This is a genomic window from Sphingomonas sp. GW821-FHT03E12, from assembly GCF_059420685.1.
Genome location: NZ_JBWKUF010000003.1, coordinates 638,899 through 654,130 on the forward strand (window position 1 = coordinate 638,899; position 15,232 = coordinate 654,130).

General features: G+C 63.9%; 11 protein-coding genes. 6 read left to right on the top strand and 5 right to left on the bottom strand.

All coding sequences use genetic code 11. The annotated features are described in order from the left end of the window. Window positions 1–340 precede the first annotated feature (340 nt). The 4 genes from AC07TU_RS12805 to AC07TU_RS12820 all read right to left on the bottom strand — a co-directional run bounded on the left by AC07TU_RS12805 (window position 341) and on the right by AC07TU_RS12820 (window position 4,308). Window positions 341–619: a hypothetical protein gene (locus AC07TU_RS12805; protein ID WP_495188275.1), complete on the bottom strand. Its 279-nt coding sequence runs from the start codon at window positions 617–619 to the stop codon at window positions 341–343. Next, window positions 616–876, bottom strand: coding sequence for a translation initiation factor IF-1 (gene infA / locus AC07TU_RS12810; RefSeq protein WP_495188276.1), 261 nt, complete (start codon window positions 874–876; stop codon window positions 616–618). Before infA ends, AC07TU_RS12805 begins: the two co-directional genes overlap by 4 nt. A gap of 1 nt (window position 877) precedes the next feature. Then, window positions 878–1,009 carry a hypothetical protein gene (locus AC07TU_RS12815; RefSeq protein ID WP_495188277.1) on the bottom strand — a complete coding sequence of 44 codons (132 nt, stop codon included), beginning with the start codon at window positions 1,007–1,009 and terminating at the stop codon, window positions 878–880. Window positions 1,010–2,421: 1,412 nt separating this feature from the next. Continuing rightward, the gene (locus AC07TU_RS12820) at window positions 2,422–4,308 is read right to left on the bottom strand and encodes an autotransporter domain-containing protein (protein WP_495188278.1); all 1,887 of its coding nucleotides are present in this window, start codon (window positions 4,306–4,308) and stop codon (window positions 2,422–2,424) included. A 211-nt stretch (window positions 4,309–4,519) separates the two neighbouring features. On the opposite strand from AC07TU_RS12820, the gene AC07TU_RS12825 reads away from it, so the two are divergent. The 3 genes from AC07TU_RS12825 to AC07TU_RS12835 all read left to right on the top strand — a co-directional run bounded on the left by AC07TU_RS12825 (window position 4,520) and on the right by AC07TU_RS12835 (window position 8,410). Next, on the top strand, window positions 4,520–5,215 hold the full coding sequence (locus AC07TU_RS12825) for a response regulator (protein WP_495188279.1): 696 nt from the start codon (window positions 4,520–4,522) through the stop codon (window positions 5,213–5,215). Continuing rightward, window positions 5,212–6,429 carry an ATP-binding protein gene (locus AC07TU_RS12830; RefSeq protein WP_495188280.1) on the top strand — a complete coding sequence of 406 codons (1,218 nt, stop codon included), beginning with the start codon at window positions 5,212–5,214 and terminating at the stop codon, window positions 6,427–6,429. The genes AC07TU_RS12825 and AC07TU_RS12830 overlap by 4 nt, the downstream gene beginning before the upstream one ends. 745 nt (window positions 6,430–7,174) lie before the next feature. Further along, window positions 7,175–8,410 carry a serine hydrolase domain-containing protein gene (locus tag AC07TU_RS12835; RefSeq protein ID WP_495188281.1) on the top strand — a complete coding sequence of 412 codons (1,236 nt, stop codon included), beginning with the start codon at window positions 7,175–7,177 and terminating at the stop codon, window positions 8,408–8,410. 42 nt (window positions 8,411–8,452) lie between these two features. On the opposite strand, the gene AC07TU_RS12840 is transcribed toward AC07TU_RS12835, so the two are convergent. Then, window positions 8,453–11,194 carry a TonB-dependent receptor domain-containing protein gene (locus AC07TU_RS12840; protein ID WP_495188282.1) on the bottom strand — a complete coding sequence of 914 codons (2,742 nt, stop codon included), beginning with the start codon at window positions 11,192–11,194 and terminating at the stop codon, window positions 8,453–8,455. A gap of 153 nt (window positions 11,195–11,347) precedes the next feature. On the opposite strand from AC07TU_RS12840, the gene AC07TU_RS12845 reads away from it, so the two are divergent. The 3 genes from AC07TU_RS12845 (at window position 11,348) to AC07TU_RS12855 (ending at window position 15,227) form a co-directional block, all read left to right on the top strand. Beyond that, window positions 11,348–13,267: an isoaspartyl peptidase/L-asparaginase gene (locus tag AC07TU_RS12845; RefSeq protein ID WP_495188283.1), complete on the top strand. Its 1,920-nt coding sequence runs from the start codon at window positions 11,348–11,350 to the stop codon at window positions 13,265–13,267. Further along, a complete protein-coding gene (locus AC07TU_RS12850; RefSeq protein ID WP_495188284.1) occupies window positions 13,267–13,710 on the top strand; it encodes an Lrp/AsnC family transcriptional regulator in 444 nt (147 codons plus the stop codon). The genes AC07TU_RS12845 and AC07TU_RS12850 overlap by 1 nt, the downstream gene beginning before the upstream one ends. Window positions 13,711–13,922: 212 nt before the next feature. Further along, window positions 13,923–15,227, top strand: a complete 1,305-nt coding sequence (locus AC07TU_RS12855) for a choice-of-anchor tandem repeat GloVer-containing protein (protein ID WP_495188399.1) — start codon at window positions 13,923–13,925, stop codon at window positions 15,225–15,227. Window positions 15,228–15,232: the final 5 nt, after the last annotated feature.

A 15,232-nucleotide genomic window follows, 5' to 3' on the forward strand; every position in this document is an offset into this window, starting at 1 on the left:
CCGCACGTGACCGTCGCTCGGCACTCCGATATTACTCCAGAACTCTTGAAGCTTGTTCGCGGTATTTCGTTGGCCGGGAGCGGTTGGTAAGTGCCGCCGGCAAGCGGCTTCGTCGACAAGGAGGTTCAGGAACCGGTCCAGCTCACGCAGGCCGTTGCCGATGCCCCTCGACCGCAGCTGGTGTGAAATAGGGCGCAAAGCGCTTGTCGACGCGCTGGGCCGTGCCAGCGAAACAGAAATCTGCACTACGGCAGAGCGTCATATGCGCTCGCGCAAATTCATCCGTCATGCCGACCGCGAGCCCTATGGTGGTGACAGATCATCAGCGACATACGGCGCGTCAGTCGCCTTTGGCATAGGCGGCGATGGCGAGCTCGACCGCCTCGCAACCTTCCGCACTCGCAACTGCGATATCCAGCGGGCGACCTTCGAGGCCATCATGATATCTGTTGAGAAAGGCGATAGCCGCATCGCCACCAAGGATATTCCAGGCAAACAGTGTCGCGCGACTCTGACGCTCTACGGCTTCGGGTGAGAGGCGCGGCGCTTCGAATTTCTTGCGAAACAGCTTGAGCTTTGGTGCGGACGGCTTGGGAGGAATGGATGCGCTGCCGGTCATCGGCGTCTCGACGTGCGAGCGTTTAATCCGGCATTTGCCACCCGTTCGCGGTAGACGAGCCGGCCCTTCTCCATGTCATAGGGCGACATCTCGATCTGGACGCGGTCACCAACGAGCGTGCGTATGCGGTATTTGCGCATTTTGCCGGCCGTGTAGACGATGATGCGATGTCCATTTTCGAGAAGGACGCGGAAGCGGGCGTCTGGAAGTATCTCTTCGACCAGCCCATCAAGGGTGAGGAGGTCCTCCTTGGGCAAATCAGGTCTGCCCGATCAACGCTGGCGCTGCGCCAAGCTTGCCCTGAAGCTCGCGGATACGCTCGGCATAATGCCCGGCACGTCCGCGATGGGCGATGCGTGCCTCGGAACAGGAAGCGGCATCGGCTTGCATCAGGGAAATCTGATGTCGGGATAGCAGATAATTGAGATCCATCGCATAGCTCCAGCTAATGTAAGCGGGAGCGCGATGGTCTCTCAGCCGCTCGCGCCTACGTGACCGTCCTGCGAGCGATGCACCTGATATGGGGTCGCCAGCGCCGCGGCGAAAGCCTGATCCAAATATAGTTTGAAATAGCGGGCTTCGTCCGAGAGGCGCCTTTTAAGGATGGCTTACGCTGATTTCATGCTATCGAGGGGCATCGTCGGCTGTCGTTTATCGTAAGCGCCGATGGCTGAGAGACTCTGCGCGCTCCCGCTTACCAGTCGGAGAGGCGCCATCTACCCCTACCTCAGTGTTGCATATGCCGTTGCGATCGCATTTGTCGCCATTGGTATGACTTTCATAGCGACAGCCTTCCAGCGCACCCGCGAACGCCGCCGCTTGCATCTCGATTCCGCCAGCAGCCGCCGGCGGCTGCTTATATGGTGGCAGAAATAGCTGCGGAGATAGGCGCCGACGGCCAACCCTATAACGTCGACAAGGTGTACTGCCGTCCGCCACGCTGGGCCGCTTCGCACGCAGGAATGTGGAGGTCCGGGTGATTCCCGACAGAGGAAGCGGCGACGGCGACGGGCGGCTGGGTATCGGGTTCCTTGCCGACTGCGATCTTGCTCTCGACATCAAAGCGGGCGGACTGTGGGTGATACCACGCCTGCGGTCCGGTCCGGTCCGCTCCGCTCCGTCCCGGAGCGCTAGCCAGCCCTACGCGACAAGCCGCCTGCTGGCGCGCTCAATCTATATTTATCGAACGTCCGCTTTCGAGTGCCGAAGCGACAAGACTGAGTGACCGCTATCAGGGCGCGTAGCGGCCGGTTGGTTCGATCGACGGTAAATGGGCCGTTAGCGGTCTGACAGCATTTAGCAGTTTAGATACAAATGCGGTCACGGACAGCGATGGGGAATGCTCTTGATGGCCGGGAAGATCCCGCTGCGCTCGTCACCGCAGCCGCTCCAGTGCTTTCACTTCAGGCGCGTGGTTTCCTGTCAGGTGACATCAACTGTCGTTCCCTTACGGGAGAGGAGCCCTACAATGTGGTGCGGGTGCGAGCGCGCCGACTAGCGCGGCCCATGTGCGACTGCACCGTAAGCGTCTGAAAGGCTGGAACAACGCTACCGGATGCACCGAGCCAGCCCGGGGAGCGCTGGCAAAGCTCCGCTGGCACTGGCGACGAGCGTCGGCCGTCCCAGCAGCGCCGCTAGGTCGCGGGTTGAGCAATAGCCCGCAATTGCCAGTCGGGCCATCATTGCAGTCTTTTCCTTGGAACAGATACAGCCGGAGGTGGTGGCCGGCCCAGTCGAGCGAACTCCTTCACGGAACGCCGGCCATTCTTCGAAACGACCGGCGTGTCTGTGATCCAACCGCTCTAGAAGCCAATACTGGTGGATGCCGTCCAACGCAGGCTGTTCCTGCCGAAGCGACCGAACGTCTCGGTCACGCCCAGTTGGACGCCGACCGGGCCGCCGACGATGGCAATACCGCCGCGGAGCTCGGTCCAGCGGCGGTCGAGCGATCCCGGCGCAAAGGAGAAGCCGGTTCCGCCCTCGACAAACCGGGCCAGCACGTCCGGGTTGCGTGCAGTCAGCGTACGAACGTGCAGCGCTTCCAGGCTCGGCCGGATTGCCATGCCGCTCAAGTCGAAGTCGCCGGCGATCGAGACGCCAAACCGCGCATCGAGCCGCCGCGCGGTGCGGCCGTCGAGCGACAGTGCGAAGATTGAGCCGCGCTCCTTGGCGGCGTCGACATGGATGGACTGGTAGCGCAGCCCCGCGACCGGCGCGACGCGCAGCGCGCTGCCCACCGCATAGCCGATATCGGCGTCGATCAGCGTGCCGCGCAGACTACGCGTCGCCGCCGCGGTGCCGAAGTCGCCCAGCATGCGCTGCGTGGCAGCCTGCTGCAATGCCAGCACGGTGCGCAGATCGACGAACAGCCCCGCGCCTCCATCATAGGCCAAGCTCAGGCCGATCTGATGTGAACGCAGCGTCGCATGGCCCGAGGCGACGGCCGCGCGATTGCGCGCAAAGCCATAAGCCGCGCCCAGCTTCCAGTGCGGGCTGAGCTGCCGGTCGAACCCGGCGGTGGTCTGCCAGCCGCGCATGTCGGTGACCGATCCCGCATCGTCGAGCGCAACGCGCCCGGTGATATCGCCACCGGCCAGGAAGGCGCGCCAGCCGCCTGCCCCCTGTGCACGGCCGCGCAATGCGCCCGGCGCCATCTGCACCGCGAGCTGATCCGCCATGCCCTCCAGCGGCGCCGAGCCGAGCCGCTCCAGCGCACGGGCATCATCGGGCGCGATCGCCTCGGCCAGGGCGGAGGCCTGCGCGGCGCTCAGCTCGCCGAACGCAGCGACGATCGCGGAAGCTCCGCCGCTCGCCTCGCCGCAGCGAGCCTCGACGGCATTGAAGATCGCCGCCTGATCGGCGCTGCGGGCGGTGGGAACGCCCAACGCCGCACGGCGGGCGAGCGATGCCAGCAGGCGGTAAGTCGCAGCCTCGCTGCCCGCCAAATTGGGGATCGCCTCGGTTCCCATATTGGTCGCCAGCACCAGTCCGACGCCGGATTCGGGCAGCAGGAACGAATAGGCGCTGCTTCCGGCGGTATTGCCGATGAAATAATGGCTGGTCTCGCCCAGGATATCGCTCGTCAGGATCGCGCCGTCGCCATAGCCCAGATGTGGCGTGAACAGACCTTGCAACGCCCGGTTGGAGGCGAGCGCCTGGTCCAGCCCCATCGCGGCACGAAGGAGCTGCGTTTCCACCTTGGCGAAGGCCGGCATCGTCGCGACCATCCCGCCCGCCGATACGGTGGATACGGGCATGCGGCCGCGAAACACGTCGCTCGCACCCTCGGGCCGGTCGACCACCAGCACTGACCCGTCGGGCTGGGGGATATGCAACGACGGGTTGGCGGCGCCGAAATCGCGCGGAATGCCCCAACCCGCCGTCGCGCCGACCTTGCCGAACGTGCCGTCGACGATCGTCTTTTCCAGACGCTCGCCTGTCACTTTCTCCAGGATCGCGCCGAGCACGACATAGTTGGCGTTGGAATAAGCGGAATCTCTGCCGGGCTCGTAGAGCGGCTGCTGAGCCAGGATATATTCAGCGGCCTGGCGGCGCTGCTCGAGCAGACTGGACAGGGATCGCTCCAGCCCCCTGCCCGCGACGCAGCGGCCAGCATAGCCCGCCTGCGCCGGCGCCGCCAACGCGATCAGGCTTGCTCCGGCTAGGCCGGTGATCATCATGCGCACCATCAATTCATGCCTCTCTGTGATTGGGTGGCGGCCTGCTGACCGCGGCGGATGGAGACCGGTTCGCAGATCGATGGAACTTCGATGGATCAGGTCACGTCCCGCCGTCGTACGCTTGCGCTGGCTCGCAGCCCTTGCCAGTCGGGCGGTGGAGCGTGTTCTCCATCGAATCTCTATAATGCTGTGCTGTGGGCGCGGCGTGGAACGGAACCCCATGGACAACGCGCTGGTGCTGATTGCGGAGGACGAACCGCGGATCGCCGATATCCTGCTCGCCTATTTCGAGCGGGCCGGCTTTCGCACGGTGACCGCGTCCGATGGCGACACGGCCATCCAGCATCATCACCGGCTCAGCCCCGACATCGTCATTCTGGACGTGAAACTGCCGGGGAGAGACGGCAATGCGGTGCTCGCGGAAATCCGTCGTCACGCCGACACGCCAATCATCATGGCGACCGCCATGGGTGAGGATGTCGAGAAACTCGCTGCGCTCCATGCCGGTGCCGACGACTATGTGGTGAAGCCGTTCAATCCGCTGGAGATCGTCGCCCGCGCCAAGTCGGTGCTGCGCCGTTCTCGAGGCCGTCCCATTCTGCGCACGCTTCGAGCTGGCCCACTCGAGATCGATCGCGAGGGACATGTCGTTCGGCTGATCGACGCTGACGGTAACCCGACCACCCTCGACCTCACCCCCACCGAATTCCGCCTGCTGTCGCATATGGTCGCCGCCCCCCGCCGCGTTTTCACGCGTGGAGATCTGCTCGATGCATGTCTTCCCGCGACCAGCGACCCGCTCGAACGGACGGTGGACAGCCATGTAAGCAACCTGCGCCGCAAGCTGGTTACCGATGAAGGCCCCGACCTGATCGTCGCGGTGCGCGGCGTGGGCTACAGGCTGCTCGCGTCATGACGGGCAAGCCGATATTCAAACTGCCCCGCCCCACACGGATCCGGACCTGGATCGCAATCGCACTGGTGCTGGCGATCTGCCTCACCGTCATTTGCAGTGTCCTCGGGCTAATGACCGTCGGCGAATGGCTGAGCGCACGATTGCTGACGCAGCTTCCCGCCGATGCGCAACGCGCGGTTCATATGCTCGATGCCGGCAAGCTTCCCTCCCGGCGCGATTATGAGATGCTGGTGGAAGCCGAGCGTCCGCTGCTGGCCCTGTTCGACATTCTCCAGGGCGTGCTGTTGGTCACGATCACCGCGATCGCGGCGGCGGTCGGCGTCATCGCGAGCCTGTTTCTCGCCCGGCGGATTACCGTGCCGATGGAAGCCGTGGCTCAGGCCGCACGCCAGATCGCCTCTGGCCGGCTGTCCACGCGCGCGACGCCAGCGCATGCCGCGATGGCCGGCGAAGCCCGGCAACTGGTCCATGACTTCAACCAGATGGCCTCCTCGCTGGAGCGTTACGAGCGCGAAATGCGTGAAGCCTCTGCAGCAGTGGCGCATGAGTTGCGGACACCGCTAACGGTGCTGCGTGGGCGACTGCAAGGCCTGCGTGATGGCGTGTTCGAGCGGACGGAAGCAGAGATCGATGGACTGATTGGCCAAGTCGATGCGCTATCCCATCTCGTCGACGACCTGCAGATTGTCAGCCTTGCCGCCAACGGCTCGCTGCGCCTGCGCACACGCGGGATGGATCTCGCCACCGAAGTCGCCGAACTAGTCGAGACGCTGCGCCCGGAACTGGAGGCTGATGGCTTCGCCCTCAGCCTCTCCCTGCCTGCGACATCCATTCAGGCCGACCCGCTGCGAATCCGCCAGGCGGCGCTTGCTCTGATCGACAATGTGCGTCGCCATGCGCCATCCGGTCGCGCGCTGTCAGTCGAGGTCGAGACTGCCGCGGAAATGGCAATTTTGCGCGTTGGGGATCGCGGGCCAGGCCTGCCCAATGTGCCGCAACAGCGACTGTTCGAACGCTTCTGGTCCGGAGACGACGCACGCCGGCTCGGCTCAGCCGGATCGGGCCTTGGTCTGTCAGTTGTCGCGGCGATTGCTGCCGCGCACAACGGTACCGTCACTGCGCATCCTAGGCACGGTGGCGGGATGATTATTGAACTGGCTCTGCCTCGGCATTCTGAGGCTTCGTCTCAGCGCCAACCGACCTTTGGATGGTAACAACGCTCAGTGACTTTCCAATAGCCGCCGCCAGGCTATCGCCTGAACCAATAGCCGCTTTCGGGATTCCCAGTGGGTGCGCCGAGCGGGAAGAATGTGGGGCGCAAAGCTGCCCAAGATCTCCAAATGCAATGTAGGTGATTTTGTGTCGTTGCGAATTGTCGCGAATTGTCGCCCATTGTGGCATATTGAGCAGCTGATCATACGCGGATGCAGCCAAATACCTGTTAATGCTGAATAATATGCCACGCTGGGAGCGTCTCTTAATCAGCGGGTCCTAGGTTCGAGCCCTAGTGCGTCCACCACCCCTTTCCAAAAGTTAGGTCAGATTCCCGATAGGAATTTCCGCGGAAGCACCGCGTAATCACTTCAAGGGTCGCGGCCGAAGTGTATGCAGGCCGCATCGCATCCGGAAAGAGTTCAGCTTTCAAGCTTGAGCAGCGAGGAACGAAGAGCATCAACTGAGCCCTTTGCAGACTCTCCGTTTCAAGCGTGAACCCTGCAGAAGCGGTCAAGTCAGCCGATTTCCTGTGATTTTATAAAAGATACCCCTATCGTTTGGCTCCGGAGGAAAGGGGTTGGAATCGATGGTGGAGAGAATCTCGGTACCGCCCGCCCGCGTCGCGCAGGCATCCTTGGCTGGCGCTTTTGCACGCGCAACTCCTGACATCCCGGCTGGAAGGCAACCGTCTCGAAATTTCGCCTTGCCGGATCCTTCGATAAACCGGCCCTTGGGCAAGTACTGATGAGCAGTTCCGGAACGGTGATCGGGCGGCGAGCTTTGCTGGCCGGATCCGCGGCACTCATTGCCAGCGGCGCGGTGCCCGTTCGCGCCCGTGGGGGAACTCCGGACGGTAAGACCAGTTGGATCCCGTCCGCGGACCAGCTCGGCGAACTTCCGCGCCTGATGCGGATTGCCGGGGTGCCCGGCGTCGCCATCGCGGTCGTCGACCGCGCGAAGCCCATCTGGAGCGGCAGCTTCGGCGTGAAGAACGCCCTAACCCGCGACCCCGTGCGCGAGGACACGCTGTTCGAAGCGGCATCGATGACCAAGCCGGTCTTCGCCTATGTCGTCATGCGGCTGGTCGACGAGAAGCGGCTCGACCTCGACAAGCCGCTCGTCGCGTATCGCCCGCCGGCGAATCCGGGCAACGACCCCAATCTTGAGCGCATTACCGCCCGGCATGTTCTGGAACATTCGACCGGTTTGCCCAACTGGTCTTCCGAGCCGCTCGTCACCAGTCAACTGCCCGGATCCGGTTTCACCTATTCCGGCGAAGCGTTCGTCTGGCTCCAAATGGTCGTCGAGAAGATCATGGGAGCGGGCATCGGCAGCGTGATGCAGGCGAAGCTGTTCGACCCGGCCGGCATGTCCCGCAGCAGCTTCGGCTGGGACGAGGTGATCGCGAGGTCGCTGGTCTTCGGCCATTCCGAACCGCCGGAGGGCGAACAGAAACTTCCCCGTCAGCCCACGCGCGAGATGGGCGACCGGCTGCTTCCGCTCGCCTCGACATGGCACAAGCCGATCGCGTCCTGGACCTATGAGGATTCGGTCAGGGCGATGCGCGAGACGGACCCCAAGTCACCGCCGTCAACACACGGCCTGCTGGTCAATACGGCGGGCGGGCTGCTGACGACCGCGTCCGACTATGCGAGGTTCATGGTGCTCATGATGGATCGGTCGAACCGGGCGGCGTGGGAGATCAGCGACGCAGCCCGGCAGGCGATGCTCACGCCCCAGCTCGAACTGCGCGGGCGCGATATTACGCGCGCGCTGGGTTGGGAGCTCGAGCAATCCCCGTCAGGCACGCTGTTCCAGCATAGCGGCAGCAACTACGGCATCTTCAAGACGCTGGGGATCGGCGATGCCCGGCGCGGGCGGGCGATCGTCGTCCTCACCAATGCCGCGAACGGAAATGCGCTCGCGGCCCGGATCGTCCGGGACGCAACGGGGATCGACCGGCTGAAGTCGCTGGTCTGACCGGCGCGGTCTCGGCACCGCGTCCGATCGTCCCCAGTCAACTTACAGCGGGTTGCCGCCGATCTTGTAGGTCAGCTGCATGAAGACGCTGCGGCCCACGCTGTCGAACCAGGCGGTGTTGTAATAGGGATAGCTCGACCAGGTTTCGTCCTTGACCGGCTTGGTATCGAGCAGGTTGCGCACCGTCAGCGATCCGCGCAGATGATCGGTGAAGTCGTACTGGACGGTCGCGTTGAACAGGGTGCTGGCCTTGAGGAATGCGTCCTCGTCATAATTGGGCAGCCTGCCCAGCCGCGTACCGGAAACGGTGAGCTTCAGCCCGTCATGGTCCCAGCTGATGCTCCCGCTCGACTTGTCGCGCGGCAGGTAGAAGCCGCTGCTGTACGCCAGCTTGTTCTCGATCGGGTCGCCCGGATATTGCTGATAGGTGTGCTTGAACACGTGGCTGTGCGCCAGCGACAGGGTGAAGTCACCGATCCCGGTCGGCAGCGTGCCGCGGAAGGCGACGTCGATCCCGCTCGTCGTTTCGCGCGAAATATTGATCGGGTTGACGCGGATCGCCTCGATCTCGCCTGCGGAACCGCCGCTCGCAAAGCGCCGGATCCGGGCGATCGCGTCCTGGCAGGTCGGTGAATTGGGGTCGAGCGTGGTCCTCCCGGCACCGTCGGGTCGGCAGTCCGCCTCATCACGGGTGATCTGGTTGACGCTGAGATCGGTGACCTGATTGTCGAGCGTGACGCGGAAATAATCGACCGAGATATGCAGGCGGCGCGATGGTGAGAACACGAGCCCGGCAGTCAGTGACTTGGCCGTTTCCGGCTTGAGGTTGCGGTTGCCGGTGCGGTTGGAGACGATATCGGTCTCATAGTCTTCGCAATCGCTGACCCCTGCCCCCGGGGTATCCTGGCGGCAGGTGTAATAGTCGACCACGCTGCTTTCGACGTTACCCGGACCAGTGAAGACATAATGAAGGTCGGGCGCGCGGAAGGCAGTGCCATAGGCGGCCCGGAACAACAGGCTGTTGGTCGGCCGCACCTCGACCCCGCCATTATAGGTGAACTTGCCGACATTACGGCCGGCAAAGCCGAACGTGTCGTAGCGCCCGGCGCCGGTCAGCGTGAGGAAATTGAGCACCGGCACGCGCAACTCGCCGCCGAGCGCTCCATGCGTACGGCTTCCCGACCCGTCACTGTCCTTCCAGCTGAAATAATAGTCGGTCAGCGCCAGCGGATCGGGGCGCAGATCATAGCCCTGCTTGCCATATTCGGCGACCGCCGCGAACCCGACCGGCCCGGCGGGCAGCTGGAACAGCTCGCCATTGGTCAGCGTCGCCTGAGCGTTGCTGGTCCAGCTATAGGGGCGGTAGACGGTGTCGGCGGAGATGCTGGCGTATTCGGCGGGGGTCAGCGCCGTGTAGAGCCGCGCCGGATTGGCATTGTAGATCGGATAGCCGCTCGCCGCGTCGATGCCGAGCCGGTCGCCGAGGAACAGCTTCTGCGCCTTGCTGTTGATGATCTGCGGCCAGCGCACGACCGACTGGTAGCGGCTGTAGTTGAACGACAGCTCGTAATTCCAGACACCGCCGACCGTTCCGCGGATACCCGGCGTGATGCTGTAGGTGGTCTGCTTGATCCGCTGCATCTGGAAGCCGCCGGTTTCCTCCGGCGTGAACTGGCGCCCCCAATCCTCGACCTGACCGGTAAAGCTGTTGAAGAAATTATTGTCGGCGCTGCTCGACGCCTGCTCGAACGACCAGCTCGTCACGTCGTACATCAGGCGGACCTTGCTGATCCCCAGCTGGAAATCGGCGAACAGCTTGGCATTGTCCGAGAGCTCGTAGGACATGGTGCCGAAGCTGTTGAAGCCCTTGCGGCCGGACACGATCGTCCCATAGGCGATCGACTCCTGGCTGCCGCAGAACTCGCCATAGCGCGGACGATTATACTGGCGGATGGTGCCCCGGTTGAGCCCCGCCAGCGCTGCGCAGGCGCCCGCCGGGGGCGTAAGGTAATCCACATCCTCATTGGCGCGATAAAAGGTGCGCCGCGCCAGCGTGGTCACCGGATTGTCCAGCGTGCTGTCCTGGATGTCCCGGTCGAACGCCCAGAGCGGCCGCTGATCGAGATATTCGATACCGCCCGCGATGTTGAACCGGCCGGACGACCAGCCGCCGGTCGCGGTGATGCGATGCGACATGCCGCCGCCATGCTCGGTGCGGCCATGGCGATAGTCGAGCGTGATGCCGTCCAGCTTCTCCTTCATCTTGAAGTTGATGACGCCGGCAATCGCGTCCGAACCATAGATGGCGGATGCCGCGCCGCTCAGCACCTCGACCCGCTCGATCAGGCTGACCGGGATGTTCGAGATGTCGGTGAAGTTGCTCCGCCCGATATAGGGAAGCGGAAAGTCCGCGATGCGGCGGCCGTTGATCAGCACCAGCGTATGGTTCGGGCCCAGGCCGCGCAGATCGACCTGTTGCGCGCCCGGCGTGAAATCGGAACTGCTGCCCGATTGCGGGCTCTGCGTCTCGCCGCTGTTCTGCGGCAAGGCGGCCAGCATTTCGGGAACGCTGGTATAGCCGTTCGACCGGATGGTGTCGGCATCGATGACAGTGACCGGGGCAGGGCCTTCCTTGATCGTGGGAATGCGCGATCCGATCACGACCACTTCGCGGGGCTGTTCCTCGGCGGGCGCGTCCTGCGCAAAGGCGGGCGCAGCGAGCGCACTCGCACAGCAGCCAATTGCCAGATGAACCCGAAACGCGCGGCGCATCGAATATGTCATGTCGCTCCCCTTTTGCACGCCAGCCGACCGTCCACCCGTCGAGATGACGGACCGGAAAGTTCAACATATCGTCCAAATTAGCAATCAAATTATTGCATACAGCGTCTAAACTGTATCAAACTGCGTACAATCTGTTCAATGGAGCCCTTCCCGATGCGCGCATTGCTTGTTCTGGTTATCGCGACCCTCGGGTTTGCCCCTGCCGCGGCAGGCGCCAAGACCAAGACGTTCGACCGCTATGTCGAGGGCAAGCTTTCCGCACCGAGGCCGGGGCAGCCCTCGGGCGGGCTCCTCCTGATGGGCGGCGGCGACCGCAACCACGACGCCATGCGCTGGTTCTTCGCAAAAGCCGGGAACGGCCATATCGTCATCCTGCGCGCCTCCTATGCGGGCGAGATCGGCAAGGAATTCGTGAAGGAGATTGGCGGGGTCGCCTCGGCCGAGACCTTCGTCTTCCATGACCGCGCCGCCGCCTCCGATCCCCGGATCCTCGCGGCGCTCCGGCGTGCCGACGGCATCTTCCTCGCCGGTGGCGATCAGGCAAACTATGTGCGCTACTGGAAGGGCACGGAGGTCGCGCGCCTGCTCACCGCACATGTCGCGGCGGGCAAGCCGATCGCGGGCACCAGCGCCGGTCTCGCGATGCTCGGCGAAGCCCTCTACGGTGCCTCGGACGGCGGCAGCATCAAATCGCCCGAAGCGCTGGCCGATCCGTTCGGCCCGGCGAACACGATCGAACGCGACTTCCTCGACATCGCGCTGCTCAAGGGCGTGGTGACCGACACGCATTTCAAGGAGCGCGACCGACTCGGCCGCCTGTTCGCCTTTGTCGCCAAGGCTCAGGTCGGGCACCCGTCGGATGCACCGGCGATGATCGGCGTCGGTGTCGATGAAAGCGCGGCGGTCGCGGTCGAGGCGGACGGACGGGGCCGGGTCTACGCGACCGAACCCGATGGCGGCGCATGGATCGTCGACGGATCGGCCCTTCGTGTCGCACCGTCGCGCGGCGCGCTCGTCGCCGACCGGATCAAGGTGACGATCATGAACACCGCATCGGTTCTTCACCTGCCCTCGGGCCGCGTCGACAACCCCGCCTCAATCCGTCGCTATTCGGCGGCCGGCGGCGAGGTTTCGGAGATGCCGCGCTGGTCGCTCGCAATCCATGGCGGGGCCGGAGTCATCGAACGCGGTGCGCTCACCCCGGCAAAGGAAGCTGCCTATCGGGCAGGTCTCGCCGAAGCGCTGCGTGCCGGCGGTGCGGTCCTCGACCGCGGCGGCCCTGCCCTCGACGCGGTTGCCGCGGCGGTCCGCGTTCTGGAAGACAATCCTCTGTTCAATGCCGGTCGCGGCGCGGTGTTCACAGCCGAGGGCCGCAACGAGCTCGACGCGGCGATCATGGACGGCGCTACGCAAAAGGCGGGCGCCGTTGCCGGGGTTACCCGGACGCGGCATCCGATCGACCTTGCCCGGGCGGTGATGGACAAGACCCGCCATGTCATGCTGAGCGGCGCGGGTGCGGACCGCTTCTCGGTCGAACAGGGCCTTGAGCAGGTCGCTCCCGAATGGTTCCGGACCGAGGAGCGCTGGCAGCAGTTGCAGGCGTGGCGCAACCGGCAGGCGGCCGCGGTGGACCGGACCCATTTGTTCGGGACGGTGGGCGCGGTCGCTCTCGATGCCGACGGCAATCTCGCCGCTGCGACCTCGACCGGAGGCATGACCGGAAAGCGCTGGGGCCGCGTGGGCGATTCCCCGATCATCGGCGCCGGCACCTATGCCAAGAACGGCCAGTGCGCCGTCTCGGCAACCGGATCCGGCGAATTCTTCATTCGTGAGAGCGCCGCGCGCCAGGTCTGCGACCGCGTCGCCTGGAACGGTGAAACCCTTGCAAATGCTGCTCAGGCGACGATCATGGCGGTGGGATCGATCGGGGGCGACGGAGGGCTGATCGCGATGGGTTCGAATGGAAAGCCGGCGTTCGCGATCAACGATCTGGGAATGTATCGCGGCCGGATCGGACCTGGCGGCGATCCACAGACGGCGATCTTCGCCGACGAGCGCTTCCCGGAACGCTGATGTCGGGCCAGCCGAACCTCGACGAGATCGACGTCCGGCTGCTAGGCCTGCTGCGCGACGACGCGCGTCAGCCGATCGCGCAGCTTGCCAAGGAACTCGGAATATCCCGTGGCCAGCTCTATTCGCGCCTCGCTCGCCTTGAAGAGAGCGGCGTGGTGGACGGCTATACCGTCAGGCTGGGCGACGCGTTCGCTCGCAGCCGCCTGCGCGCGCATGTCATGATCAAGACCGCGCCGAGATCCCGCCGCGAGCTCGAAGCGCTTCTTTCCGAGATCGTTCAGGTCTCGGCGATCCACGCCATCAGCGGCGAGTTCGATTACATCGCGATGCTGGAGGCCGAGGACGGTGTCGAGCTGAACCGGCTCATCGACGAGATCGGCATGCTGGACGGCGTCGAGTTCACAAGGAGTTCGGTCATTCTGGCGACCAAGCTTGAACGCTGATCCACGATCTCTTGCTCCTTCTCCGAATGATGGATTGCCCTTCACAAGGCTGCCTGTTGATCACCACGGGCGAACGGCAGCGTCCGGTAACGGACGCAAGAGGGCTGAACGGCCGGAATTGGGGCATTGCGACAGACCTTGCAGACTGCCAATAACCCCTTCCAAGAAGGGGATTTATGTCACGCGTAGCATTTCGCGCTGTGCTCAGCAGCATGGCAGCTTTGACACTTGCAGGCTGTGGGGGTGGTAGCACCGCCGGAGGTGGATCGGTTGTCCAGCCAACGCCGACGCCAACAACCTCGCCGCCGACGCCGACACCGTCGGCAACATTCTCCGAATTGAACTCCTATAGCGAAATGCTTCCAAACGGCGCCGCCGCGCTGGGCCTGGTTCGTGGCGCGGATGGCAATTTCTACGGAATCAAACCCCAAGGTGGCCCGAACACCTGCAGGCCGACCTCACCTATTTCTTGCGGCGCGATCATCAAGGTTACGCCTGCCGGTGCGGAGTCGATCTTCTACGCGTTCGGTTCGATAGCCAATGACGGATACCTGCCGAATGCGTTGATCGCCGGCAAGGATGGCGCGCTCTACGGGCTCACCTCGAACGGCGGGAAATTCGGCGGGGGCGGCACGTTCTTCAAGATCACCACGTCCGGCCAGTACTCAAGTTTATATTCCTTCGCGAGTTCGCCGACAGATGGCCACACGCCGTCCGGGATCATGCAAGCCAGCGACGGCAATTTCTACGGAACCACCGGGTCCGGCGGTGCGAACGTTTGTGCCATGATCCCTCAGGCTGGGACGAACTGCGGCACCGTCTTCAGGATGACGCCCACCGGCGTGCAAACAATTCTCCACTCATTCGGAGCGACTCCGTCTGATGGTATCCAGCCGCAGGCCACATTGCTCGAAGGCGATGACGGGTACCTCTACGGAACGACGTTGATGGGGGGCACAAATCAGTGCGCCAGCAATCCGCATGATTGCGGCACGGTCTTCAAAATCTCTACGGCTGGCGCGGTTTCAATTCTCTACTCCTTCGGCAGCTCGCGCCAGGATGGAATCGCTCCATCGCGCGTTCTCATCAAGGGAAGGAATGGCGAATTCTACGGTGCCACCGTTTCGGGCGGCGACGGACGGTGCGGCTGGGCATATGGGTGCGGCACGATCTACAAGATCGCAGCCAGCGGGAGCGTAAGCATCATCTACAGATTCGCGCTCGACGGACGGATCGATGGGGACGGACCGTCGTCACTCTTGTTGGGGCGTGACGGGAATCTCTACGGCACGACCTATTCCGGCGGGGCCCGTCAGTGTTCTTCGTGCGGGACGGTCTTCAAGCTGACCCCTGCCGGGGTGAAGACCATCCTTCATTCATTTGGGCCGGCGGTTCAGCAATCCACCAGGCCGACGGGGCTGACTGAAGGCGCGGACGGCGCACTCTACGGCATGGTCGAGTGGCCGGTGACCAGTTCCAGCACGCCTCTGGGCGGCTTCAAATTGACAGGATACTAGAGCAG

Coding starts and splice junctions, on each gene's coding strand:
- AC07TU_RS12845 (WP_495188283.1), top strand. CDS start 11,348: ATGCGCGCATTGCTTGTTCTGGTTATCGCGACCCTCGGGTTTGCCCCT.
- AC07TU_RS12805 (WP_495188275.1), bottom strand. CDS start 619: ATGACCGGCAGCGCATCCATTCCTCCCAAGCCGTCCGCACCAAAGCTC.
- AC07TU_RS12850 (WP_495188284.1), top strand. CDS start 13,267: ATGTCGGGCCAGCCGAACCTCGACGAGATCGACGTCCGGCTGCTAGGC.
- AC07TU_RS12835 (WP_495188281.1), top strand. CDS start 7,175: ATGAGCAGTTCCGGAACGGTGATCGGGCGGCGAGCTTTGCTGGCCGGA.
- AC07TU_RS12815 (WP_495188277.1), bottom strand. CDS start 1,009: ATGCAAGCCGATGCCGCTTCCTGTTCCGAGGCACGCATCGCCCATCGC.
- AC07TU_RS12830 (WP_495188280.1), top strand. CDS start 5,212: ATGACGGGCAAGCCGATATTCAAACTGCCCCGCCCCACACGGATCCGG.
- AC07TU_RS12820 (WP_495188278.1), bottom strand. CDS start 4,308: ATGGTGCGCATGATGATCACCGGCCTAGCCGGAGCAAGCCTGATCGCG.
- AC07TU_RS12825 (WP_495188279.1), top strand. CDS start 4,520: ATGGACAACGCGCTGGTGCTGATTGCGGAGGACGAACCGCGGATCGCC.
- AC07TU_RS12855 (WP_495188399.1), top strand. CDS start 13,923: ATGGCAGCTTTGACACTTGCAGGCTGTGGGGGTGGTAGCACCGCCGGA.
- AC07TU_RS12840 (WP_495188282.1), bottom strand. CDS start 11,194: ATGACATATTCGATGCGCCGCGCGTTTCGGGTTCATCTGGCAATTGGC.